This is a genomic window from Tatumella sp. UBA2305 (genome assembly GCF_002345795.1).
In the GTDB taxonomy this organism is placed as follows: Bacteria; Pseudomonadota; Gammaproteobacteria; order Enterobacterales; family Enterobacteriaceae; genus Tatumella; species Tatumella morbirosei.
Map to the genome: position 1 here is coordinate 132880 of NZ_DDVT01000012.1, position 24095 is coordinate 156974.

The window sequence follows — 24095 nt, forward strand, 5'->3', positions numbered from 1 at the left end:
ATCAACCAGTGAGTCATAAGGCCGCATGCTGAAACGCATCTTAACCATTATCTGTTGCCTGATCCTGCTGGCAGGGATCACTGCATTGGGTCTTGATCGATGGATCAGCTGGAAAACTGCGCCTTATATTTACGAAAACATCAGTGACTTACCCCATCGTGAAGTGGGCGTGGTACTCGGCACCTCCAAGTATTACCGCGGAGGTGAGCCGAATCAGTATTATCTGTATCGTATTCAGGGCGCACTGAATGCCTATAATAGCGGAAAGGTGAATTACCTGCTATTAAGCGGGGATAATGCGCTACAAAGTTATAATGAACCCCGCACCATGCGCAAAGATTTGATTAAGGAAGGTGTCGACCCGTCCGATATCGTGCTGGACTATGCCGGCTTCCGTACGCTGGATTCGATCATCCGCACCCGTAAGGTATTTGATACTAACGATTTTATTATTATCACCCAGCGTTTTCACTGCGAACGTGCGCTGTTTATTGCGATGCACCAGGGAATTCAGGCCCAGTGCTACGCCGTTCCGTCGCCAAAAAATATGCTGGGTATCCGGATCCGCGAAGTCGGAGCCCGGCTGGCTGCTCTGGCTGACCTGTACATTTTCCGCAGTGAGCCGCGTTTCCTGGGTCCACTGGTGCCTATTCCGGCAGTGCCTGAAATCCCGGAAAATGGCCCGGGTTATCCGGCAATTACCCCTCAGCAATTGGATGAGTTGAGCCGTAAATCTGCAACTGTGACGGTGAATGATAAAGACCACCCGCCTGCAGCGACAGAAAAATCAACGGCGGACGATACCCCTCAGATACCGTCCGCCGCGGATAAGCAGGATCCGGCCGAAACTCCGGCCATTTCTGCTACTTCTTCCGGGAATACTTCAGAGAATCCAGTGCCACCGCAAAAATAATGATTGCGCCTTTAATAATGTACTGCCAGTAGGGATTGACCCCGATGTAAGTCAGCCCATAGTTGATCACCGTAAAGATAATTACCCCAGTCACCACCCCGGCGACAGTTCCGACCCCTCCGGCGAAGGAGACTCCTCCGACGACACAAGCTGCAATCGCATCCAGTTCGTACATAAAACCCAGATTGTTGGTCGCACTACCAATTCGTCCTGCTTCCAGCATACCGCCGAAGGCATAAAATACCCCGGATAAAGCATAAATCAGTATCAGGTTTAACGGCACATTGACCCCTGAAACTCTCGCCGCTTCAGGATTACCACCGATGGCAAAGATGTTCTTTCCGAAACGGGTTTTATTCCACAGGATCCATACCAGGACAATCGCCACTACCGCATAGAAAGTGATATAGGAAAGTTTGAAATCGCCAAATCGCATAAAGCCCTGAGCAAACTGTGAAAAATTATGCTCAAATCCGGCGACGGGTGATGCCCCCACATAATCGTAATAGAGAGAGTTAACTCCGTAGACGATAATCATGGTTCCCAGCGTAGTAATAAAAGGGGTGACTTTGAGGTAGGCGATGATAATTCCGTTAACTAACCCTATGACTGCGCCAATAGCACAGACGATCAGGATAACCAAAGGAATGGGTAATGCCGCCATATGGGGAAAGACTTTATTGGCATTGTCCATTGCCTGAAGCAGCGTGGCAGCCACCACCGCCGCCAGCCCTACCTGACGTCCGGCAGATAAGTCAGTTCCCTGAGTGACTATCAGTCCCGCAACCCCCAAAGCAATAATAATTCTGACAGAAGACTGAGTCAGAATGTTACTGAGGTTCATCAGGCTCAAAAACGTCGGGTCCTGGAAAATGATAATGCCCAGCAACAGCAGCAGGACAATATAGATTCCCCCTTCCTTAACCCATGTCAGCAGATTTTTTTTAGTGGTTGCTTTCATTATCACAGCCCTTACTTCATTAAAGATGCAACGATGCCAGACGGATGATCTCGTTCTGTGTCGCGGTTTTTGTATCGACAATGCCTGCAACCCTGCCATTGCTCATGACCAGGATACGGTCAGTGATCCCCAATAGCTCCGGCATCTCCGAAGAGATAATAATGATGCCCTTGCCTCTTTTAGCCAGCTCAGAAATGAGCTGGTAAATTTCAAACTTTGCGCCAACATCAATGCCACGGGTGGGCTCATCCAGCATCAAAATCTCAGGCTGAGTCAGCAGCCACCTCCCAATGATGACCTTTTGTTGATTCCCCCCGGAGAGAGAACCAATGGAGGTATGATGGCCGGGTGTTTTTACCCGCATCGCATCAATAACCCACTGCGTATCACTCTTCATCCGGCTGTTATCCAGAAGTCCAAGGCTGTTTTTGTACTTTTTAATATTCGATATCAGCGAGTTAAATCCAATATCCAGATAGGCATAGATGCCGGTTGTCCGCCGCTCTTCGGTGACCAGCGCGAACCCATGATTAATGGCTTCATTAGCACTGTGATTTTTAATCGGTCGTCCATGCAAACGGATTGTGCCACCCGATTTTTCCCGGAGTCCGAACAGTGTCTCCACGATATCGGTACGCTTAGCGCCCACCAAACCGGCAATTCCGAGGATTTCCCCCTCATGCAGGTCAAAGGAGATATCACGGATCGAAGGCTGACGCAGCGAAGTCAGATTTCTCACTTCGAGGATTACATTGCCGGGATGATTTTGTTTGTCTGGAAAACGTTGAGTCAGAGATCGCCCCACCATCATGGCGATGATCTGTTCCATATTCATCCCGGCCAGTGGTTGGGTCGCAATCCACTGGCCATCACGTAATACCGTAATGTCGTCACACAACTGGAATATTTCTTCCATTTTGTGAGAGATATAGACAATTCCGCAGCCACGATCTTTTAGCTTACGGATAATAGTAAACAGATGATTAACTTCTTTTTCTGTCAGGGATGAAGTGGGTTCATCCATAATAACGATCCGTGCATCATAGGAGACTGCTTTGGCGATTTCTACCATCTGCATCTGAGAAACAGATAACGTGGAGACTTTATCCCGTGGATCGATATTAATATCCAGTTCATCAAAAATCTGTTTCGTGTCCTGGTACATTTTATGTTGGTCGACAAATATTCCTTTTAACGGATAACGGCCGAGCCACATATTGTCCATCACGCTGCGCTGCGTCACCAGGTTTAATTCCTGATGTACCATTGAAACACCATTTTCCAGGGCTTCTTTAGCGCTTTTAAAATTAACTTCTTTGCCACGGAATAATATTTTTCCGCTGTCTTTGCTGTAAATACCAAACAGACATTTTAATAATGTCGATTTTCCGGCACCGTTCTCGCCCATTAATGCATGGATAGAATAAGGCCGGACATCTAAATTGACATGGTCAAGCGCTTTAACGCCGGGGAAGCTTTTGCTGATGTCCTGCATTTGCAGCAAAAAATCACCATGGTTATTATCGGGTTCACTCACCAGTTCATCTCCGGCTATCAGACAACAGACAAAATAAGGGCGCAGTCTGAGACTGCGCCCTGCTGATGATTATTTTACGAATTTAGATAAATTATCGCGGTCAACCGCTACGTAGGGGACACGGACGATTTTATCTTTCAGAGTAAATGCGGTTCCTTCCGTGGCAGGTTTACCCTCAGCCAGATTTTTAGACATATCCACTACGGCTTTAGCCTGGTTTTCCGCATCATTCAATACCGTTCCTTCCATCTGACCCGATTTAACCAGTGCCAGGGCTTCAGGTAATGCATCGACGCCGAACACCGGAACAGACGCTTTATTGTGTGCCTTCAGGGCTTCAACAGCCCCCATTGCCATCGCATCGTTGTTAGCGATAACGACTTCAATCTTGTTGGCATTCGGTCCAGACAACCAGGCATCCATCTTATCTTTCGCCTGCGCGGTATCCCACATAGCGGTATCCAACGCCAGCTGTTGGGTTTTTACGCCGTCTTTATTAAGTGTTTCGATAACATAGCGGGTACGAGCTTCAGCATCAGGATGCCCCGGTTCGCCCTTCAGTAATACATACTGTAATACACCGTCTTTATTTAAATCCCAGCCAGGATTAGCCTTCCAGTGTTTTTCAATCAGCTGCCCCTGAATAACGCCGGACTCTTTAGAATCTGTACCTACATAATAGGCCTTGTCATAACTGGCGAGTGCTTTTGCCGTTGGTTCTTTGTTAAAAAACACCACGGGGACATCATTACTGCGGGCCTTATCAATCACCGTAGGTGCGGCTGCCGGATCAACAAGGTTAACTGCCAACACTTTAACCCCTTTCGCCATTAATACATCAATCTGGTCATTCTGTTTGGACTGGTCATTCTGCGAGTCATTCATTAATAACTGCACACCACCGACCGCTTTGGCTTCTTTCTCAATATCCTTGCGGACCATTGACATAAAATTATCGTCATATTTATAAATCGTCACACCAATACGCGCGTCAGCAGCATGACTGGCAAAAGATGCCATCATTCCTGCCATTAATACTGTCAGAGCAAGTACCTTTGTTTTCATAACAACTCCGGTTAACGACAGGCCAGCATCATTAATAATGACGATGCTTAAAGGCTTGAAAAATATTGCGGTTCCCCGCCCAAAGGGTCAGTCTATTACCTGTATTCCGGGTGAAATATCGGTACAGTTTTATAAGGTAATAGCTGACAGCCCTGCGCCATGACAACTGATGCAGGTAATGAGCTTATACTAGGGGGTGCGATGTTGCCTTAATGTGAAATTAGTCACAAATTGAAACCGTTTACATCAGGCAGAATCATGAAGGGTGATCCACTACACATTTTACGGGGATTACAGCAGGATACATGGCGATTCAGCTTGCCACGCAGTCACAATCCCCCCCCTCTGTCAGGACAGGAAAGCCTCTTAAAGCAGTAATGAAACGCAGATTTCAACGGAGAAGAATGGAAGCGATTACACTTGATGGGTAAATCACAACCTCAGGCCGTTTTTTGTGTCAGCCAGCGCCACAATCTTTCCATTGGCCCCTGACGGAAATAGTGCAACCAGCCAACTGAAAACATCCCGTTAATCAGCCATATCAGGGGTACTATCATCAGCAGTTGCCAGCGGCTAAAATGCATAAATAAACCACCGACCGAAAAAATCAGTGTGCATACCAGTGTCTGAAGCAGATAGTTACTCAGAGCCAACCGACCGATAGCAGAAAACACAGTATTTAATCTGGTCGTGGATATTTTTTTCCAGCCGCCCAGTACCAGTGCTGCGTAGCCAAGACTGACCAGGGGACTGGCAATTTCACCTGGCAATTGCAGATAAAAACCGCTCCAGCGGAATGACCATCCGGTCAGCCATTGTGCCAGGGCGCCCGCACACTCCAGCAACAGTCCCGGGATCAGCAGCCGTCTGGCGTCACGGAAATAGTCAGCCTGACTACGTTTGCCAATTAACCAGCCATTGTGCACCAGTGCCGCACCCACCAGCATCAGCCCCGATAACTCCCAGCCGTACTGACAAAAAAAAGACACCAGCATTGAGCCCAGATGATCAAGCCGGTAATCAAAGGCCAGCATACCGCCATGCAGCTTAATCTGCTGCTCATAGATAATTTCGGACTGGCCAGGCAGCCAGTCACTGCCCCCCGTCCCGTTGGAAATCAGACCAAAGACCAGTAACATCAGACAGCCAAAAGCATACAGAAGCATCCCGGTACGCAATAGTAGTTCTGCTGAACGGGCATCACGTATCAGTCGCCAGCTCAGCATGCCCGCCAGCCCCCAGGCGACCAGAATATCGCCTTCCCACAGCAGTAAAGCATGCAGTACCCCAAAAGCAATCAGCCATCCCAGCCGTGACTGGATCCATCCTCCTCCTTTGGGTATCTGAAACACCAGACCGGCACCAAACAACAAGGCGAACAGGTTAAGAAACTTCAGCCGGGCAAAGATTTCGGTCAGCACCCAACTAACGGTGTCAGGCAGGCTGATGTTGCCCGACCATGCGGGATTGAGATACGCGGCTGACGGCAGGGCAAAACTGACAATATTGAGCAACAGAATTCCGGCGATGGCTACACCACGAATAAAGTCCAGTTGAGGGTAACGCGGCATGAGGTATCCTGACGGGGATCAGTAAACAGGAGACTGTCGTTAGTTCAGCAGTCTCCACAGGCAGGAAAATCAGTTATGTCTGACTGAGCGTAAAAATTCCTGACGGGTATTCTGGCTCGACTTGAACAACCCACCCAGTGAGGTCGTAGTTGTCGCACTGGTCGCATCCTGAACACCGCGCGCTTTCACACAGTAATGAACGGCATCAATACACACAGCCACATTATTGGTGCCAAGCAAGGTTTGCAGTGCCACCAGAACCTGTTGGGTCAGACGTTCCTGAACCTGAGGACGGCGGGCAAAAAACTGCACGATGCGGTTAATTTTAGATAAACCAATCACTTTATCTTTCGGGATATACGCCACGGTGGCTTTGCCGTCGATAGTGACAAAATGGTGTTCACAGGTACTGGTCAGAGAAATGTCACGTACTGTCACCATTTCATCGACCTTCATCTTGTTTTCGATGACCGTGATTTTCGGGAAATTAGCATAGTCCAGCCCTGAAAAAATCTCATCGACATACATTTTGGCAATGCGATGCGGAGTTTCAGTCAGACTATCATCCTGCAAATCCAGATTGAGCAGTTGCATAATTTCGGTCATATGACCCGCGATAAGGGTTTTACGAGCCTGATCATCCAGTTCACGGGCAGGTTTGCGTAACGGGGTTTCAAGACCGCGTGCCACCAGGGCTTCATGGACCAGCACCGCTTCCTGACTAAAAGGGGACATTCATTATTCTCCGGCAGGTGAATTCTCTGCCCTTACATGGACGGAGCATCATAAACAGTGCATATTGTGAAGCAGTCGGCACGGATTATCCAGTCTCTTACGATGATCATCATCGTTCATTGCTAAAAAATTTTTCACCGTCCCCCGCGGAAATATCACGGTTGCCTGGCTCTGTAACAGCGCATACAATCCCAATCCGGGTGAAAGACCCGCATTATCTGAATTACCTAAAGAGAATCATTATGGATTTGGTGCAGCTTCGGATGTTTTGTGCAGTGGCCGAAACCGGTTCTGTCGCCCGTGCGGCTGAGTTACTGCACCGGGTGCCTTCCAATCTGACCACCCGGCTTAGACAGCTGGAAGAAGAGCTGGGAGCTGACCTGTTGATCCGTGAAAAGCAACGGGTTCGCCTGTCACCGATGGGGCATAATTTTCTCAGCTATGCCCGGCGAATCCTGGCCTTAAGTGAAGAAGCACTGAATATGACCCGCCAGGGGGAACCCGCCGGTAATTTTGCGCTGGGCACCATGGAAAGCACGGCCGCGACCCGGCTGCCAGGCCTACTTTCGGCATTTCACCAACGCTATCCGGCCGTCTCTTTGTCACTGATTACCGGGACTTCCGGTGAGATTATCGATCATGTCCGGGAAGGTACGGTTGCAGCTGCACTGGCCGACAGCCCGGAAGGCTATGATGAACTGGAAAGTTGTGTCGCGTTTGATGAAGAGTTGGTATTGATCACCAGCAGCGAACACCAAACCGTCACCTGTCCTCAGGATGTGCAGGGTAAGACTTTTTTTGCCTTCCGCAACAGTTGTTCTTACCGGATGAAACTTGAGGACTGGTTCAGGGACGGCGGTGCTCAGCCTGGCAGTATTATGGAAATCCACTCTTATCATGCAATGATTGCCTGTGTTGCCGGCGGTGCCGGGCTGGCGATTACACCGGCCTCGGTTCTGGCACAAATCAGTGACCGAACCCGCATCCGAACCCATGCCCTGCCCCCGCAATATGGTAAGGTATCCACCTGTCTGATTTGGCGGCGGGATGCATTCACCCCAAATGTCGATGCTATGAAACAGCTCATGCTGACATATTTCGCTCAGCCTGCAGCAGGCGACATCTCAGTCTCCTGACGTCACAGCGCTTTAAGGGCACTACACTTACAATACGCAGCACTGTCAGCCAGTGAAGGGCAGATCTGCATTCGATAACTATGACAGGAGCTATCATGTCTGAACTGACACTCTGTGAAGAACATCTGATGTTTGGCGGTCGCCAGCAACGTTGGCAACATACCTCCGGGGTACTGGGATGCCCGATGAAATTCAGCGTGTTTCTGCCCCCTCAGGCCGGTGAGCAGCCGGTTCCCCTGATTTGGTGTCTGGCAGGCCTGACCTGTACCGATGAGAACTTTTCGGTAAAATCCGGCGCCCAGCGTCTGGCGGCAGAAGCCGGTATTGCCCTGATTATGCCGGATACCAGCCCGCGCGGTGAGGATGTGGCCGATGACCCGGCGTACGATCTCGGCCAGGGGGCGGGGTTTTATCTGAATGCAACCCGTGCCCCCTGGGATAAGCATTACCGGATGTATGACTATCTGACCAGCGAACTGCCCGCTCTGCTGGCAGAACACTTCTCCTTCAGCGATCGACAGGCCATCATGGGGCACTCTATGGGGGGCCATGGCGCTCTGGTGCTGGCATTACGGGAAGCCGGACGATTTACTTCAGTCTCTGCCTTCGCTCCGATTGTTAACCCGGGCTCGGTGCCCTGGGGCCAGAAGGCATTCACCGCCTACCTTGGAGAAAATGCGGCAGACTGGCATCAATATGATGCCAGTGTCCTGATGCAGCAGGCAGCACACCGCCTGCCTGTTCTGATAGACCAGGGCAGCGCAGATTCTTTTCTGCCTGAACAGTTGCAGCCGGGAGTGCTGGAAGAGATTGCCCACCAGCAACAGTTTGATTTTACCCTGCGCTGGCAACAGGGATATGACCACAGTTATTTCTTTATCGCCAGCGTGATTGAAGATCACGTGCGTTTTCATGCCCGTCATCTTCTGGTCAGTCTGCCGGAAGAATAAGCCTCTGAGTAAAATCGTTCCGGACAGAAGTCTGACGGTTTTCCCATATAAAAACCCATGCTGAGCATGGGTTTTTGTCATAACAGGGTGGTCCGAGACAATCAGTAATTATTTTTTTCGACCGCCGGAAATTCCATGTCCTGATATCGTACAAACCGGGTGCCACGGGTCCACTTGTATCCGAGCCAGATCACCAGGAATAGCGGGATACCAATGTAGGTTGCCGCCACCCCATACCAGTCAATGGTATCGGCCATAAAGGCCTGGTAGTTCTGCCCCAGGGTAATTAACAGGCACAGGACAAAAGCAAACACCGGCCCCAGAGGGAATAACCCTGAACGGTAAGGCAAGGCGGACAGATCCAGCCCGTTGGCGATGTAGCCACGGCGGAACCGATAGTGGCTGACCGCAATACCCAGCCAGGCAATAAAGCCGGTCATACCTGAGGTATTTAGCAACCACATATACACCGTCTGATTTCCAAACTTCGAGGAGAGGAAACACAATGCCGCAACGACGGTGGTGGCAATCAACGCATTACGTGGCACACCATTCTCTGTCAGACGCGCGAAAACTTTTGGGGCTTTCCCTTCCTGAGCCAGAGTGAACAGCATTCTGGTCGAAGCGTACATCCCTGAGTTACCGGCAGACAGCACCGCAGTCAGGATCACGGCATTCATTACCGCAGCGGCAGACAACAGACCGGCATTCTGAAACACCAGGGTAAACGGGCTGACACTGATATCTTTCACATCATTGTGCAGCAACCGGGGATCGGTATACGGAAGTAACAGACTGATGATTAAGATCGCCAGGACATAAAACAGCAGGATACGCCAGAACACCTGCCTAACCGCCCGTGGGACGTTTTTACCCGGATTTTCCGATTCACCCGCCGCAATGCCGATAAGTTCTGTGCCCTGGAAAGAGAAGCCGACAATCATCGCCACACCAATCATGGCCGAAAAACCACCGGCAAACGGTGCGCCACCAATCGTCCAGTTATGCCATCCCCCGCTGTCGGTACCCCGCATAATCCCGGTCACCATCAGCAGGCCGACAATAATGAAGATCACCACGGTAACGACTTTAATCAGAGAAAACCAATACTCAGCTTCCCCAAAGCCTTTTACCGAAATGACATTCAGCAGAAAAATCACTGCCAGGAACAGGCAACTCCATATCCAACCAGGCACTTCCGGCAACCAGTAGCCCATCACCAGTTGAGCGGCCACCAGATCGACGGCTATCGTCACCGCCCAGTTGTACCAGTAGTTCCAGCCAAGCGCGAATCCGAAACCCTCTTCGACATATTTAGCACCATAAGTGGCAAATGAACCGGACACCGGCATATAAGCCGCCAGTTCACCCAGACTGGTCATCAGAAAATAGACCATCAAACCGATAATCGCGTAAGAGAGGAGCGCACCGCCCGGACCGGCCTGAGAAATACTGGCACCCGAGGCAACAAACAGACCGGTACCTATTGAACCGCCAATGGCAATCATCGTCAGATGGCGGGCTTTTAGTACACGCTTCAGGGCAGGCTTATCTGTGGTATTTGAATTATTATTCATCAGTAAACACTATGCTGGATAAAAATGAGGCGCGATTGTACCAGCAAAGCCATCACTGTATAGCATTACCACTTGTGTTATTAGTTACCTTCATGATTCGTCGGGAATTATTAGCAAACCTGCCTGAGCCTGCCACGGAAGCAGCCCCGGGTTATGGTTCTTCACTGATATTTATTCATGGCAGTACCTCAGAAACCGCAGCAGTGAACGGGATAAATGCTTCTGCTGATGATGAATGCGATACAGTGTTCGCGTCAGTGAAGGTAAGGGGATATCTACCTGACGCAGGGTGCCATTCTCCAGCTGATCGGCAATCACCCGCCGCGACAAACAACTGGTCCCCATCCCATGACGGACTGCGTGCTTAATCGCTTCGGAATTTCCCAGTTCCATCGCAACACTGAAATTTGGCAGATGGGATAACAGCAGGTAGTCGACAATCTCGCGGGTCCCCGACCCCCTCTCCCGCAAAATCCATGGTGACATGGCCAGACTGTGCAGGGTCACTGGCTGGCTGAAGATCTCTGACCGGGGGGCGGCAAATACGACCAGCTCATCCTCCAGCCAGTTCTCACTAACAATCCCAGCCACGTGACATGGCCCTTCAATCAGCCCGACATCCACCCGAAAATCAGCGACCGCCTGAATGACCTCCAGGCTGTTTCCTACGGTGAGTTCCAGGGGAGCCTGTGGAAAATCATGACGATAATTTGCCATCATCTGCGGCAGCAGGTAATTGCCGATAGTACTGCTGGCGCCAATACGAATCGCCCCGTCATCATCCCTGAATAACTGTTCCGCCTCTTTTGCCTGTTCCAGCAATGACACTGCTTTCGGATATAACAGCCGGCCGTGTTCGTTAACAATTAGCCGCTTTCCGGCCCGGTCAAACAGTTGTACATCCAGCTGATTCTCCAGATCTGCCAGAGCAGCACTGACCGCTGACTGTGACAGCGCCAGTTGTCGGGCTGCCTGGGTGGTAGAACCCCATCTGACTATCCCACAGAACACATCCAACTGCCGCAATGTAATATGCATCGTCCCTCTCTCCTGCCCGTTGCTGATCTCACTTACCACTTATAATGGTTGGTTATAAAATTATAATCGATTTCTCTTTTAAAGGAAATCGCTGCACCATAGACATCAGTCCCCCCAAGGAGAGCACGGCTATGAGCACACAACACCCTGTATTTTTCCCTGACACCGGATTCCGACAACTGAGCGGAATTCTGCTGACCACGGCTATCGCTACCGGTACTATCCTGCTGTCACAATTTCATCTGGTATCCGGTTTGGGGCTGGGTGCCCTGACGCTGGCTATCCTGGCAGGAATTATTATTGGCAATCTGCTGCCGGAATCTTTCACTGAGCACTGTGCTGCCGGAATCACCTTCAGTAAACACTATCTGTTACGTGGCGGGATTATCCTTTACGGCTTCAACCTGACCTTCCAGCAAATCAGTAATATTGGTTATCAGGGTTTGCTCACCGATATCATTATGCTGAGTAGTACTTTTTTTCTGACCTGTATAGCGGGTATTTACTGGCTGAAGCTGGACCGTCAAACCGTCTGGTTGATTGGTGCCGGCAGCAGTATATGTGGTGCCGCCGCCGTACTGGCTACCGGACCGGTGGTAAAAGCTCATGCCGGAAATGTGTCGGTTGCTGTCGCGACAGTGGTGATCTTTGGCACAGCGGCTATCTTTATCTACCCGTTAATCTGGGAGATTGTTCACCCGCTGCTGCCGGGCCTGAGCGCCGCGCAGTTTGGTATATATACCGGTTCGACTATTCATGAAGTCGCGCAGGTAGTGGCTGCCGGCCACTCCATCAGCACTGATGCGGAAAACAATGCGGTAATTGCCAAGATGCTGCGGGTAATGATGCTGGCCCCCTTCCTGTTACTACTGGGTCAGTGGATGAGAAGAAGCTCACCTTACCAGGCAGGCGAGAAAGGCAAGGTGACTTTCCCCTGGTTTGCTTTGATTTTTATCCTGGTTGCCTGTGTTAACTCTTTTCATCTGCTACCTGACCGCCTGCTGACAGTCATCCATCAGGCCGATAATCTGATGCTGGCGATGGCAATGGCCGCCCTGGGGCTGACTACCAAAGCAGGACAACTGAAACAAGCCGGCCTGAAACCACTGTTACTGGGCTTAATGGTGTTTATCTGGCTGATTGTCGGTGGAGGTCTGGTCAATCTTGGGTTATGGCGGTTGATGAACTAACGAATTAAACCCGTCACTCTGCCCCGTAACATACGACTGTTACGGGGCGTTACAGTCTAAATTTCCGGAAATAGCGTTGTCAGACGCCAGTTCATGTCCGGCACCCCCCGGGATTCTGCTCTGATGGCATGTTATGAATGAATTCCTCAGGTATTATAGTGTTATAAATCGTCACGAAGCCCGAAACTGAGGAGAAACGGCTATGAAGTTTATTGGTGCGCATGTCAGCGCTGCTGGCGGGGTCGAGAATGCGGTCCTGCGTGCACATGAATTGGAAGCAACCGCTTTTGCTCTGTTTACCAAAAATCAACGGCAATGGCGCGCCGCCGCACTCACGCAGGAGACCATCAGCGCGTTTCGCCAGGCCTGTGAAAAATACAATTTCAGCTCTGCACAAATTTTACCCCACGACAGCTACCTGATTAACCTCGGGCATCCGGTGAATGAAGCCCTGGAGAAATCCCGGCTAGCGTTTATTGATGAAATGCAACGAGCTGAACAGCTCGGCCTGTCTCTGCTTAACTTTCACCCCGGCAGCCACCTGCAACAGATATCAGAATCAGAGTGTCTGAAGCTGATTGCGGAGTCGATAAATATTGCCCTTGATCAGACTCAGGGTGTAACAGCAGTTATTGAAAATACTGCCGGTCAGGGTAGCAATCTCGGATTCCGTTTCGAACATCTGGCCGAGATTATTCATCATGTCGAAGATAAAAGCCGGGTGGGTGTCTGTATTGATACCTGCCATGCCTTTGCCGCAGGGTATGATTTACGCAGCGTCGAACAGTGCGAAGCCACATTCCGTGAATTTGAACGGATTGTCGGTTTTAACTATCTACGCGGCATGCACCTCAACGATGCCAAAAGTGAATTTGGCAGCCGGGTCGATCGGCACCATAGTCTGGGCCAGGGAAATATTGGTGAAACAGTCTTTAGCTGGTTAATGAAAGACTCACGTTTTGACGGCATCCCTTTAATTCTGGAGACCGTTGATCCGGAGATCTGGAAAGACGAGATTGCCTGGCTGAAAGCACAACAGACAGCCTGAGTATAAAAAAGGGCGCCAGGCGCCCTTTTTCCTTTTCACACAGCGCCTGTCAGGCAGTGGCTGTTTCCGGCCGTTTCAGCATGGCATAGGCAACACCTGCCAGCACAGTACCGACAATGATAGCTAGCAAATACCCCAGTACCGGCGTAATGGCTCCGGGGATCAATAACACAAATAACCCACCATGAGGAGCCATCAGTTGAGCACCGATAGCCATCGAAATAGCTCCGGTCACCGCACCGCCCACCAGACAGCATGGGATAACCCGCATAGGGTCACGGGCAGCAAACGGAATAGCACCTTCAGAGATAAAGCATAGCCCCAGAACCAACGCGGCCTTGCCTCCTTCCTGCTGCCCTTTAGTAAACTTACTACGCGCCAGTAAGGTCGCCAGACCCATCGCCAACGGCGGGACCATTCCTGCCGCCATAATCGCCGCCATCGGCCCATAGGTTTTGGTACTTAACAACCCAACCCCAAAGGCATAGGCCACTTTGTTAACCGGCCCGCCCATATCAGTACACATCATTCCGCCTAATACCGCGCCCAGCAGAATGGCATTCGTCGTACCCATGTTACCCAGCCAGTGGGTCAGCCATTCCATAATGGCAGCAACGGGTTTGCCCACCACATAGATCATCAACAAACCCGTCACCAGACTGGCCAGCAACGGAATGATCAAAATCGGCTTCAGAGCTTCCATACTTTGTGGCAATTTCAACCGGGTACTAATAAATCTGGCGACATAACCGGCAATAAAACCGGCGATAATTCCGCCAAGGAAACCAGCATTGGTGCTGCTCGCCAGCATCCCGCCAATCAGTCCTGGTGTTAACCCCGGGCGGTCAGCAATCGAGAAAGCAATATACCCTGCCAATACTGGCACCATCAGGGCAAAAGCAGTGGTCCCCCCGATTTGCATCAGGGCTGCGGGCAGAGTCCCGGCCTCTTTAAAAGCGTTAATGCCAAAGGCAAAGGATAAGGCGATACATAAACCGCCTGCGACGACCATAGGTAACATATAAGAAACCCCGGTCAGCAGGTGGCGGTAAGCCCCTGATTTTTCTTTATTGCTGTCACTGTTCGCTGCCGCCTGGCTGTTACCCGCGGGTGAGAATGTTTTGGCTTCACTCAGTGCTTTATCAAATTCCTGAGCGGTCTTTTTCAGGGCCAGACTGGTTGAGGTACGATACATCGGTTTTCCGGAAAATTTTGCCAGGTCAACCTCAATATCGGCAGCAACAATCACCAGATCCGCCGCAGCCACTTCTTCCGGGGTGATAGCATTGCCGGCACCCACGGATCCACGGGTCTCAACTTTGTACCACCAGCCACGTTTTTTCGCTTCGGCCTCAATGGCTTCAGCAGCCATAAAGGTATGGGCGACCCCGGTCGGACAGGCCGTCACAGCCACAATGCGTATTGCGCTGGTATTGCTGGCAGCAGCATCAGCCACGGCAGGGGTTATCGCCTGTGATGCCTGCCAAAATTCTGCCTGTTCTTTCGCATGATTCAGAAAAGCTTCAGCATCATTCAGCAATGCCTGTAACTCACCCCGCCAGATTTTTTTTCCTGATAGTGTATTGTCTGAAGGCACTGCTCCACCGGCAACAATCACCAGTTCAGCATCCTGCGGGGAAGTTGTGAATATCAGTCCGCATTTTTCGGCAGCGCTCTGTGCCGCTTTGCCGGCGATGAATGCACTGGCTTTGCCCAGTGACGCATCAGTTATCAGCAGCGTTTTCATCATTTATTCCTCTTCTGCTGTTATTGCACGGGTTGTAAATCGACACGTGCCATCATGGCTGCCAGTTGTGTTCTGTCAGCGACGCCTACATTACTCTGACTTACCGCCAGAGCTGCCACCGCGGTTGCCAGTCGTAAGGTATGTTCACTTGACTCGCGCATCAGCAACCCGTAAATCAGCCCACCCACCATTGAATCTCCCGCCCCCACAGTGCTAACCACTTCACAGGCCGGTGGTTTTGCCAGCCATTCTCCGGAGGCATTGACCCATAAAGCACCTTCTGCTCCCAGAGAAATCACGACATGGGCGATGCCTTCTTCGCGTAAATGGTGGGCACTGGCTATCACATCCGGCAACGTCGGCAGCGGTTTGCCTGCCCAGATTTCAAGCTCACGGCGGTTAGGTTTAACCAGCCAGGGCGCAGCCTTCAGTCCCGCTTCCAGCGCAGCGCGGCTGCTGTCAAAGATGATGCATGGACATAACAGGCGGAGTGCCTTCATCCACTCAGTGAATGCCGCGGGCTCTACACCTTCCGGCAGACTGCCACTCACACAGACCATATCAAACTGTCCCAGCCAGCTCAGAGAGTCGGTGCTGAAACGCTCCCAGTCCTGGGCTGTGACATTAAAACCGGAGAAGTTAAAATCCGTCACTTCTCCGTCCTGCTCGGTGAGTTTAACGTTAATCCGGGTACGCCCCTGCACTACCTGAAAACGGTTCGCAATACCCAGTTCGCTGAACAGCTGCTGAAAACCATCCTGATTTTCTTTGCCCAGAAATCCACCCACCGTCACATCGATCCCCAGATCTTTCAGGACCCGTGCCACATTAATCCCTTTACCCGCAGCATGCAGACCCGCGGTTTTTACCAGATTCACTTCTCCGCGTTCGATAGCCGGTGTGAAGCCGACTAAATCATAAGCAGGATTCAGCGTAATTGTTGCGACCCGGCGGCTCATGCTGCGCCCTCCCCGAGTCCGCTGTCGATAGCCTGTCTGATGGCTTCAATCGCCGCGGCTGCATCTTCGCCGCTGGCTGTGAAACGAAGTCGGTGACCCTTTTTAACGCCAAGGGCAACAACTTTCATCAGGCTACGACCATTGGCGGGCTTACCACTTCCATCCAGATTGGTGACGGTGATTTCACAGTTAAAGCTCTTGATGACGGTGACCAGCGCAGTACTGGGTCTGGCATGTAGCCCATGTTCATTACGGATCACAAACTCAGCGGTGACGGACTCACTGACCTCGGTATATTCACTGGTCAGCAGTGTCAGAATACCGGCCGCATCTTCAGACAAAAGCCGTTCAGCCTTATTATTCACCAGTAACTGATGCAAATAACCCAGTGCGCTCAGTGGCTGATCATCAACAGCCGCCACGGTGATAAGCATGGCTACCGGCTCATTATCCGGTGTGGTGAAGGCGGTCGCCGGTCGGCTGACAGCAATGGCACTGAACAGATTTCCGCTGGCACTATCATTCAGCCAGATCCCCTGCCCCAGATTCAACGGTCGTTCGGAAATCACCTGACTGACAAAGGATGTATCCACAGCGCCGGCTGATTTCAACCTGCCCGCATTTAATGCCTGCAGAGTCATCAGTTCTTCCGCTGCAACGCCGGTGGCTATCATCGATGCATCAAAACGAAACTCAGCGGACTGCTTCTCACCCATCAGGATGGCTCGCAGCTCTTCTGCTGACGCAGTTTTCAGCGTTTCAGCCACACTGTCATCACTTAATACATGCGTCAGTTGACGTAACAGAGTCAGGTGTTCATCTGATTTCGCTGCAATGCCAATCACCACATAGGCCAGCTGTTCATCCCCCCAACTAACACCTTGTGGAAACTGAAATACCTGAACCCCGGTATTCAGCACCAGATCACGCGTGTCTGTTGTTCCGTGGGGGATCGCGATTCCGTTGCCCAGGAAAGTAGAAGTTTGCTGCTCACGCGCCAGCATACCGCTGACATACGCTTCAGACACGTTACCGGCAGCCGCTAACGCAGCAGCTACCTGACGAATAGCATCGGTTTTATCACTGGCGCTGGCGCCGGTGTGTATCGCCTTAACATCGAGCTGGAACATAGGACTCCTCGCTATCTTTTGATGAATCGTTTCAGCTGTCAGTGATAAAAAAAATCCCATGGCACAGTCGCAGGGATCCGGATGAGGCTGAAACGTATCAGTTATAGTGCTCCGCAAAAATTTAAGCCGCAACAAATAAGCGAAATTATGCCGCAAAATTTTGAGGCTACGCACAATTTATAATTTTTTTGACCGGTGAATCGGACCCCGGGCTGAAGTGTTGCGGATAGCGATTATTCAGGGGGAGAGTGTCAGCATTGCTTCAGCAAACCGGTTCAGGGAGTGGTTGCCTGTTCCAAATCCAGCAACCAGACCAGGGCTTGTTGCCGTGAATTACCACACATCTCTGCTGAAGGCCGCAGACTGGCACAGACTTTCGGGCGGAGGGGGGAGCCGAAAATTCGACAGCGTAAAGCTTCGTCCAGCTGTATGCAGGGAGTATTTGCCGGTTTACCGGCGGGCATTCCCGGGATAGCTGAAGAGATGGAGGGTGCAGTACAGCAAGCGCCACAGTGAGAACGACATTCCACTCAGAACTCCGGGTCAGGCAAGGCAGGATAATAACCGTCAGAGTAACATTAATTCTTTGTGCCGGCAGCCGCGATGAAATAATTTCTCTGTTACCCTATTGCCTGCCGCCGGTTGCACGGGTAACGTTGCGCGCATAAACCTGTATTGCTTACATAGAGAGAGATTCAATGCCAAAGGCGAATGAAATAAAACGTGGCATGGCAGTGACCTGGAACGGAAAGTTACTGTTGGTGAAAGATATTGATGTCCAGAGCCCTAGTGCACGTGGCGCAGCAACTCTGTACAAAATGCGCTTTACCGATATCCGTACTGGTTTGAAAGTGGAAGAGCGCTTCAAAGGCGATGATATCCTAGATGCCATTTCCCTGAGCCGCCGTGCTGTCACCTTCTCTTATATTGATGGTGAAGAGTATGTGTTTATGGATGATGAGGACTATACCCCTTACCACTTCAATAAAGAGCAGATCGAAGAAGAACTGCTCTTTATCCCGGAAAACGGTATTCCGGGGATTCATGTTCTGACGATGGACGGGCAAATTCTGGCTCTGGAACTCCCCCAGACGGTAGACATGGAAATCACAGATACTTCTCCGGGTATTAAAGGTGCCTCTGCCAGTGCACGTACCAAACCGGCAGGAATGATCACAGGGCTGGTGATTCAGGTTCCTGAGTACCTCAGCAATGGCGATAAAATCAAAATTCACATTCCTGAACGTCGTTATATGGGAAGAGCAGATTAATTTGTTATATTCCGGGATGGGCCGGACATCCTGTCCATCCCGCGGAAGGCTGCTTAACGGTTCTTCGGACCGGTAAATACTTTTTCCCGGCCACTTTTCGCTATTCAAAACTCATGGCCCGGAAGCTCCCATATTTAAGCCCACTCCTTTTCTGCGCCCTGTTGTTATACAGTTACAGTTTTAATTAGTCGATCACCTGATTCGATCAATGCCTCTGTTGATTAACCGGTATAATCGCCGTGCTTCGGGAGTTATCTTCCCGCAATGAGATGCCGGTATAGGATAATTCTCCGGTTATAATCTCACAATGTTGAAGATTCATTTAATTTTTCTGTAATAATCTACTAAGTTATTTTTTCAATTCGAGTTAAAAAAATGCGCACTTCACGTCTGATGACTATCCTGTTGCTGAATGCTCTGGGTTTTGCTCTGTTCTTTTCGTGGTTTTTGCCACAACACCACGGTTTTTGGTTTGCCATTGATAAATCGATATTTTTCGACTTTAACAACCGTATGGTGACTCATCCGTGGTTCGCGAAATTTGTAGCAATTACTAATTTCCGTGGATTTGACCTGGTCTCGCTCATCGCCATGGGCCTGCTGTATTACTCATACTGGAAAAAAAATACCATTGCAGGCCGCCATCGCATGCTGGCTATTGGTGTCACTATGCTATTGAGCGCCGTAGTTTTGAACCAACTGGGGCATCAGATCCCTGTGGTTCATTCCAGCCCGACATTATTCTTCAAAAATGTTCAGCGCGTGGGTGAACTCACCGGTATTCCGACCAAAGATGCTTCATCAGACAGTTTTCCCGGCGATCATGGCATGATGCTGATGATTTTTGCCTGTTTTATGTGGCGCTACTTTGGTGGCCGCGCCTTTATTAAAGCCGCTATTATTTTCTTCGTATTTGCACTGCCACGGGTTATGGCCGGTGCTCACTGGTTTACCGATATTGCGGTTGGCTCTCTTTCTGTCGTGTTGGTAGGGATGAGCTGGTGGCTGTTAACATCAGGAAGTGACTGGCTGGTGAATTTTCTCGACAGGAAATTACCAGGCCGTCGCCAGTAATTCTATTAGTAAAATAAATATCCTCCGGCATAGCCGGAGGTTTTTCAAATGCGCCTGTAAGGCTCTCTTACCAGCAGCGCCCTAACAGGCGCGTCGCAATCTGACATTTGCATTTTGGATTACTTACGGCCCGTAAACGGGCTTCCCGGATATGGGATCGACAACTGCTCTCCCATTTTATCCGCTTCGAGCTGGTGCTTTATATATTCCTGTATCTTTGTCGTGTTCTTGCCTACCGTGTCTACATAGTATCCCCGGCACCAGAACTCTCTGTTTCTATACTTAAATTTCAAATCCCCGAACTGTTCATACAGCATCAGACTGCTTTTGCCCTTCAGATACCCCATAAAGCCCGATACACTCATCTTCGGCGGGATCTCCAAAAGCATATGAATATGATCAGCACAACATTCTGCTTCCAGGATATTCACATTTTTCCATTCACACAGCTTTCTTAAAATGCCCCCTATTGCCCTTCGCCGCTCTCCATAAAAGACCTGTCTTCGGTACTTAGGTGCGAAAACTATGTGATATTTACAGTTCCATCGGGTATGCGCTTAGCTCTTTTCGTCCCTCATTGGGACCCCCTTTTGATTTCCTCTGGAACCTTTGCAGCTGCCAGATCGCATTGTGTTTTAACAAATCAAAAGGGGTTTTTATATACGACCCAAAGATGAAAGCTTCACAAAACCTCCAGCCTGGGCGGGGGTTTTCTGGATACAAAAAAGCGCCCTGTCGGGCGCTTTTCATTACCGATAAACAGCCAGTAAACTCAGTGATAAACCGTTAGTCCGCCAGTTCTTCATGGTCAACAATTTCCGGCACCGGAAGACTAGTCATCACACCCCAGTAATAACAAGCCAGCGCAATAATCGCGACCAGGATCATATCCATAGGTGCGCTGATTGCATTGGTACCTCCAAAGGTACCCAGATAAGACACCAACAAGACCAGCACATAATAGACCAGCAGCCACCAGGAACATTTCAGGTCACGAGCCGAGGTCACTGTTTTCTTACCGAAGATGGCATAACCCAGCCAGGCAAGGATCAGGATAGGAATCAGTAATTCGTTAACTGACCAGCCGCTCCAGTAAATCAGTAGCGTACTGGCCACAAATGCCAGCGGACTCAGAATTGCCGCGATCGGTAGACGGAACGGGCGTGCCATGTCCGGCAGATGACGACGGAACGCGCCGAGCGTGACAGGACCGGGCATATAAGTAAACACCGTGGCCGATGTCACAGCGCCAATCAAACCGCCCCATACCTGGAATTCTGACGGTAACGTCCAGGCAATTGACAGAATCAGTGACAACCACAAGGCTCCGCGAGGTACCCCTGATTTTGCATCCACCTGACCGAAAACTTTAAATAAATGTCCGTTACGTGCCCAGGCAAATAACACCCGGCTGGCACCCGCCAGATAAATATTCCCTGTTCCTGCCGGAGAAATAACAGCATCGACCAGGATTAAGTTGATAAGCCAGGTAATCCCCAGACTACGAGCCAGATCGGCATAAGGTGACTGGAAGATTTGCTTCAGTCCATCCCAACCGTGGGCAGTTAATGCTTCAGAAGGCACTGCTCCCATAAAAGCGTATTGTAAGGCGATATAGATAACGAAGCTGACAGCAATAGCGATCATAATCGACAGTGGAACGTTACGCTGAGGATTTTTAGCTTCACTGGCGAAGTCTACCGCCTGACGGAATCCCAGATAGGCAAAGACGATCCCGGCACCGGTCAGCGAGGTGAAGATACCGTGTGCTCCGCCGGGGGGGGGAGGGGGCACATCGAGGTTTGCCCCGTGGTAATACATAAATAACGTACCAATCGTTAATAATGGCACAATAAATTTAAAGGTCGTGACAATGGTATTTACCCGACCAAAGACACTCACACTCCAGTAGTTAAGCAGGAAAAAACCTACCAGAAGCAGAATTTGTACCAGAAAACCCAGTCCGGTCGGACTGCCGTCGGGATTACTGATTGCCGGCCACCAGTATTGTGCATACTGACGTACTGCCTCCACTTCTACACCCGCGGTACTGGTATAAGCCAGCAACGAACTTACACCGATAACAAAACCTACCACATTACCGTGTGAGAAATTTGGATAGCGGACAAATCCGCCCGCCCGTGGGATTGCCGCAGAAAGCTCGGCAAATACCAGACCGATCAGTAATACAATGATAGCCCCAAGGATCCACGCCCACCCTGTCTGAGCGCCGGCATATCCTGAACTGGTCAGCGCGGCATAAAGCCACCCTGACCCAATCATTGAACCTATCCCCAGCAGGCTCAGGTCCACCAGCCCTAATTTTTGTTTAAATGCGCCCTTTGCCATACATACCTCTTAATGTTGTATCCCGACATAAAGTCTGGTTAGCAATGCTTTAGTTATTTTCTTTCAGCTCACCTCATTAACTAAAGCATTTTGTATGCCAGAAATATAATTAAGAAGACTGCATGGTCAATTTCCGAACAATACACTGCAATATCTCCACTACAGGTAGCCATTTTTTCTGACTGAAACCCCTGCAGCAGAAACCTTTAATGACCCATTGTTGTGGGCTGTTATAGTGCTTATTGCACCATGATGCGACCTGAGTCAGAAAATATTATCGAATTTTACATTCTGAGACATTTACCCGTTTCGTGATAATGCAACCCCCTGAGAATAACCGGAACAAGTAATCCTGAATACACCCATGAATTTTCGACTATTTTTTGACACTCTTACCTAAAAAAGTGATTTTTATGGCGGGAAAACACTCCAGATTCCGGCTAGGCTGAAGGCCGATTTAGCGGTTAAATTACGAAAAATGTCATTTAGCGAATTTTTCGAATTAATCTATATCAAAAAATTGCTTAAAAGCTCTCGCCAGTTGTCATTTTATGCGGTAATCTGCTTTTTATATCAGGGGTTGCATTTACATAAACGCTTAATCTTCCCGTGGGTTGCTGTATCTGGCCTGCAGTTGAATGAATAATGTTTATTATCCCCACTGATTTTTCTCTTTCTGTTCTGTTATCTGGCTAGCGGCATTGTGCCGTAAGGACTTTGAAGGAAACTATCTATAATGGTCAAATCTCAACCGACTCTGAGATATATCTGGCGGGTTGTGCCCGCAATTGCATTAGCAACGTTACTTTCAGCCTGTAGTACGCCTGGCAATAATACGGCCAGAGTAGAGAAGCATGAAGTTAAAAACCAAAGCGGTTTTTTACTTCAGGCGTCTCAGGATGAATTTGCACAGATGGTCCGTAATGTGGATGTTAAAACCAAAATTATGGATCAGTACGCTGACTGGAAAGGTGTACGTTACCGGATGGGTGGTGATACTAAACGCGGTATAGACTGTTCTGCGTTTGTACAGCGTACCTTCCGCGAACAGTTTGGTTTGGACTTACCGCGCTCGACCTCAGGTCAGCAGGATACCGGTTCTAAGATTGCACGTAATAAATTACGTCCGGGTGATCTGGTCTTGTTCCGCGCAGGTTCTACCGGTCGCCATGTAGGGATTTATTTGGGCAACAATAACTTTGTCCATGCATCAACCAGCAGCGGGGTAATGATTTCAAATCTTAATGACAGTTACTGGAAAACTCGCTATCGCGAAGCAAGACGGGTTTTAAGTAACAACGTTCAGAGTTAATGTCATTAAGTCTTTAAAGTCTTTAGCCAGACAAAAACGCTGCCATGAGTAGCGTTTTTTTATTTCTGCAGAACCTGTTTAGCGCCGTGCGAAATTTTCGGTAATCGCGACACCGTTATTTTTCAGACAGCAATTGACACTCGCCTCATCGGCACTCGCGACTAACAGACAGCTCTCCCCTTGCCCGTCCAGCAATTCAAAGATAATTTCATCTAAAGCCGATGCAGCCTCAGTTGCCTCACGAATGATCAGGGTTACGGGTGACTCTGATGACCAGCGGTGAATATGGGGTAAACGATGGATGATTGGCAATGGCGGTTTGTCCAAAAGTATTCCCCCAAAAATGAATGGTATAGTGGTAAGTGTGGCCGTATCTCACCGCAATATGACAACGCTTCTCTGCCCTGGTTGTTTATTTTGACACCGGAAAAAATGCTGTTCACACCTCTATCATTTTAATTACTAATAACAAACATAAATAACAAAAAGCCCTGTACTTTGAAAAGGACAGGGTAATCCCCCCGAAAAATCG

Annotated in this window: 22 protein-coding genes; 8 read left to right on the top strand and 14 right to left on the bottom strand. The window is 49.8% G+C overall.

The window, feature by feature from the left end:
• Window positions 1–25: 25 nt before the first annotated feature.
• Complete coding sequence (gene sanA, locus B3Z23_RS05625; protein ID WP_294902812.1) at window positions 26–913, top strand: outer membrane permeability protein SanA; 888 nt, start codon at window positions 26–28, stop codon at window positions 911–913.
• On the opposite strand, the gene mglC is transcribed toward sanA, so the two are convergent.
• The 5 genes from mglC to folE all read right to left on the bottom strand — a co-directional run bounded on the left by mglC (window position 864) and on the right by folE (window position 6782).
• Window positions 864–1874, bottom strand: a complete 1011-nt coding sequence (gene mglC, locus B3Z23_RS05630; protein ID WP_038021587.1) for a galactose/methyl galactoside ABC transporter permease MglC — start codon at window positions 1872–1874, stop codon at window positions 864–866. The genes sanA and mglC overlap by 50 nt on opposite strands.
• 19 nt (window positions 1875–1893) lie before the next feature.
• Window positions 1894–3411: a galactose/methyl galactoside ABC transporter ATP-binding protein MglA gene (mglA, locus tag B3Z23_RS05635; RefSeq protein ID WP_414716463.1), complete on the bottom strand. Its 1518-nt coding sequence runs from the start codon at window positions 3409–3411 to the stop codon at window positions 1894–1896.
• A 69-nt stretch (window positions 3412–3480) separates the two neighbouring features.
• Window positions 3481–4476 (bottom strand): galactose/glucose ABC transporter substrate-binding protein MglB, encoded by a 996-nt coding sequence (mglB, locus tag B3Z23_RS05640; protein ID WP_294902815.1) that lies wholly within the window; start codon window positions 4474–4476, stop codon window positions 3481–3483.
• Between the two features lie 440 nt (window positions 4477–4916).
• Window positions 4917–6047, bottom strand: a complete 1131-nt coding sequence (gene yeiB, locus B3Z23_RS05645) for a DUF418 domain-containing protein YeiB (RefSeq protein ID WP_294902817.1) — start codon at window positions 6045–6047, stop codon at window positions 4917–4919.
• A gap of 69 nt (window positions 6048–6116) precedes the next feature.
• Window positions 6117–6782 carry a GTP cyclohydrolase I FolE gene (gene folE / locus B3Z23_RS05650; RefSeq protein WP_294902819.1) on the bottom strand — a complete coding sequence of 222 codons (666 nt, stop codon included), beginning with the start codon at window positions 6780–6782 and terminating at the stop codon, window positions 6117–6119.
• 242 nt (window positions 6783–7024) lie between these two features.
• On the opposite strand from folE, the gene ptrR reads away from it, so the two are divergent.
• Window positions 7025–7918 carry a putrescine utilization regulator PtrR gene (gene ptrR / locus B3Z23_RS05655; protein ID WP_294902821.1) on the top strand — a complete coding sequence of 298 codons (894 nt, stop codon included), beginning with the start codon at window positions 7025–7027 and terminating at the stop codon, window positions 7916–7918.
• 92 nt (window positions 7919–8010) lie between these two features.
• The gene (fghA, locus tag B3Z23_RS05660) at window positions 8011–8868 is read left to right on the top strand and encodes an S-formylglutathione hydrolase (RefSeq protein WP_294902867.1); all 858 of its coding nucleotides are present in this window, start codon (window positions 8011–8013) and stop codon (window positions 8866–8868) included.
• A 101-nt stretch (window positions 8869–8969) separates the two neighbouring features.
• Here fghA and B3Z23_RS05665 read toward each other — a convergent pair whose 3' ends face one another.
• Together B3Z23_RS05665 and yieE are read right to left on the bottom strand one after the other, a co-directional pair.
• Window positions 8970–10445 (bottom strand): amino acid permease, encoded by a 1476-nt coding sequence (locus B3Z23_RS05665; protein ID WP_294902823.1) that lies wholly within the window; start codon window positions 10443–10445, stop codon window positions 8970–8972.
• A gap of 171 nt (window positions 10446–10616) precedes the next feature.
• Window positions 10617–11483 carry a DNA-binding transcriptional regulator YeiE gene (yieE, locus tag B3Z23_RS05670; protein ID WP_294902825.1) on the bottom strand — a complete coding sequence of 289 codons (867 nt, stop codon included), beginning with the start codon at window positions 11481–11483 and terminating at the stop codon, window positions 10617–10619.
• A gap of 131 nt (window positions 11484–11614) precedes the next feature.
• On the opposite strand from yieE, the gene B3Z23_RS05675 reads away from it, so the two are divergent.
• Together B3Z23_RS05675 and nfo are read left to right on the top strand one after the other, a co-directional pair.
• A complete protein-coding gene (locus tag B3Z23_RS05675) occupies window positions 11615–12673 on the top strand; it encodes a YeiH family protein (protein WP_294902827.1) in 1059 nt (352 codons plus the stop codon).
• A gap of 202 nt (window positions 12674–12875) precedes the next feature.
• Window positions 12876–13721: a deoxyribonuclease IV gene (gene nfo / locus B3Z23_RS05680; RefSeq protein WP_038021599.1), complete on the top strand. Its 846-nt coding sequence runs from the start codon at window positions 12876–12878 to the stop codon at window positions 13719–13721.
• Window positions 13722–13770: 49 nt separating this feature from the next.
• Here nfo and fruA read toward each other — a convergent pair whose 3' ends face one another.
• The 4 genes from fruA to B3Z23_RS05700 all read right to left on the bottom strand — a co-directional run bounded on the left by fruA (window position 13771) and on the right by B3Z23_RS05700 (window position 18087).
• Window positions 13771–15468, bottom strand: coding sequence for a PTS fructose transporter subunit IIBC (gene fruA, locus B3Z23_RS05685; protein WP_294902869.1), 1698 nt, complete (start codon window positions 15466–15468; stop codon window positions 13771–13773).
• 20 nt (window positions 15469–15488) lie between these two features.
• The gene (gene fruK, locus B3Z23_RS05690; RefSeq protein WP_294902830.1) at window positions 15489–16427 is read right to left on the bottom strand and encodes a 1-phosphofructokinase; all 939 of its coding nucleotides are present in this window, start codon (window positions 16425–16427) and stop codon (window positions 15489–15491) included.
• A complete protein-coding gene (gene fruB, locus B3Z23_RS05695; RefSeq protein WP_294902832.1) occupies window positions 16424–17557 on the bottom strand; it encodes a fused PTS fructose transporter subunit IIA/HPr protein in 1134 nt (377 codons plus the stop codon). Before fruB ends, fruK begins: the two co-directional genes overlap by 4 nt.
• 275 nt (window positions 17558–17832) lie before the next feature.
• A complete protein-coding gene (locus B3Z23_RS05700; protein ID WP_294902834.1) occupies window positions 17833–18087 on the bottom strand; it encodes a YkgJ family cysteine cluster protein in 255 nt (84 codons plus the stop codon).
• A 168-nt stretch (window positions 18088–18255) separates the two neighbouring features.
• On the opposite strand from B3Z23_RS05700, the gene yeiP reads away from it, so the two are divergent.
• A complete protein-coding gene (gene yeiP, locus B3Z23_RS05705) occupies window positions 18256–18828 on the top strand; it encodes an elongation factor P-like protein YeiP (protein WP_294902836.1) in 573 nt (190 codons plus the stop codon).
• A gap of 375 nt (window positions 18829–19203) precedes the next feature.
• Window positions 19204–19902 (top strand): phosphatase PAP2 family protein, encoded by a 699-nt coding sequence (locus tag B3Z23_RS05710; RefSeq protein ID WP_294902838.1) that lies wholly within the window; start codon window positions 19204–19206, stop codon window positions 19900–19902.
• Window positions 19903–20021: 119 nt separating this feature from the next.
• Here the strand turns inward: B3Z23_RS05710 and tnpA are convergent, their stop codons facing one another.
• Window positions 20022–20429, bottom strand: coding sequence for an IS200/IS605 family transposase (gene tnpA / locus B3Z23_RS05715; protein ID WP_294902871.1), 408 nt, complete (start codon window positions 20427–20429; stop codon window positions 20022–20024).
• A 259-nt stretch (window positions 20430–20688) separates the two neighbouring features.
• Window positions 20689–22251 carry an APC family permease gene (locus B3Z23_RS05720; protein WP_294902840.1) on the bottom strand — a complete coding sequence of 521 codons (1563 nt, stop codon included), beginning with the start codon at window positions 22249–22251 and terminating at the stop codon, window positions 20689–20691.
• A 736-nt stretch (window positions 22252–22987) separates the two neighbouring features.
• On the opposite strand from B3Z23_RS05720, the gene mepS reads away from it, so the two are divergent.
• A complete protein-coding gene (gene mepS, locus B3Z23_RS05725) occupies window positions 22988–23563 on the top strand; it encodes a bifunctional murein DD-endopeptidase/murein LD-carboxypeptidase (protein ID WP_294902842.1) in 576 nt (191 codons plus the stop codon).
• A 78-nt stretch (window positions 23564–23641) separates the two neighbouring features.
• Here mepS and B3Z23_RS05730 read toward each other — a convergent pair whose 3' ends face one another.
• Window positions 23642–23890 (bottom strand): hypothetical protein, encoded by a 249-nt coding sequence (locus tag B3Z23_RS05730; protein ID WP_294902844.1) that lies wholly within the window; start codon window positions 23888–23890, stop codon window positions 23642–23644.
• Window positions 23891–24095: the final 205 nt, after the last annotated feature.

Bases quoted from the DNA above. Each gene is read 5' to 3' on its own strand.
- fruA (WP_294902869.1), bottom strand. From the start codon at position 15,468: ATGAAAACGCTGCTGATAACTGATGCGTCACTGGGCAAAGCCAGTGCA.
- yeiB (WP_294902817.1), bottom strand. From the start codon at position 6,047: ATGCCGCGTTACCCTCAACTGGACTTTATTCGTGGTGTAGCCATCGCC.
- fruB (WP_294902832.1), bottom strand. From the start codon at position 17,557: ATGTTCCAGCTCGATGTTAAGGCGATACACACCGGCGCCAGCGCCAGT.
- B3Z23_RS05675 (WP_294902827.1), top strand. From the start codon at position 11,615: ATGAGCACACAACACCCTGTATTTTTCCCTGACACCGGATTCCGACAA.
- sanA (WP_294902812.1), top strand. From the start codon at position 26: ATGCTGAAACGCATCTTAACCATTATCTGTTGCCTGATCCTGCTGGCA.
- B3Z23_RS05720 (WP_294902840.1), bottom strand. From the start codon at position 22,251: ATGGCAAAGGGCGCATTTAAACAAAAATTAGGGCTGGTGGACCTGAGC.
- yieE (WP_294902825.1), bottom strand. From the start codon at position 11,483: ATGCATATTACATTGCGGCAGTTGGATGTGTTCTGTGGGATAGTCAGA.
- yeiP (WP_294902836.1), top strand. From the start codon at position 18,256: ATGCCAAAGGCGAATGAAATAAAACGTGGCATGGCAGTGACCTGGAAC.
- folE (WP_294902819.1), bottom strand. From the start codon at position 6,782: ATGTCCCCTTTTAGTCAGGAAGCGGTGCTGGTCCATGAAGCCCTGGTG.
- nfo (WP_038021599.1), top strand. From the start codon at position 12,876: ATGAAGTTTATTGGTGCGCATGTCAGCGCTGCTGGCGGGGTCGAGAAT.
- B3Z23_RS05710 (WP_294902838.1), top strand. From the start codon at position 19,204: ATGCGCACTTCACGTCTGATGACTATCCTGTTGCTGAATGCTCTGGGT.
- ptrR (WP_294902821.1), top strand. From the start codon at position 7,025: ATGGATTTGGTGCAGCTTCGGATGTTTTGTGCAGTGGCCGAAACCGGT.
- fruK (WP_294902830.1), bottom strand. From the start codon at position 16,427: ATGAGCCGCCGGGTCGCAACAATTACGCTGAATCCTGCTTATGATTTA.
- B3Z23_RS05665 (WP_294902823.1), bottom strand. From the start codon at position 10,445: ATGAATAATAATTCAAATACCACAGATAAGCCTGCCCTGAAGCGTGTA.
- mepS (WP_294902842.1), top strand. From the start codon at position 22,988: ATGGTCAAATCTCAACCGACTCTGAGATATATCTGGCGGGTTGTGCCC.
- mglC (WP_038021587.1), bottom strand. From the start codon at position 1,874: ATGAAAGCAACCACTAAAAAAAATCTGCTGACATGGGTTAAGGAAGGG.
- mglB (WP_294902815.1), bottom strand. From the start codon at position 4,476: ATGAAAACAAAGGTACTTGCTCTGACAGTATTAATGGCAGGAATGATG.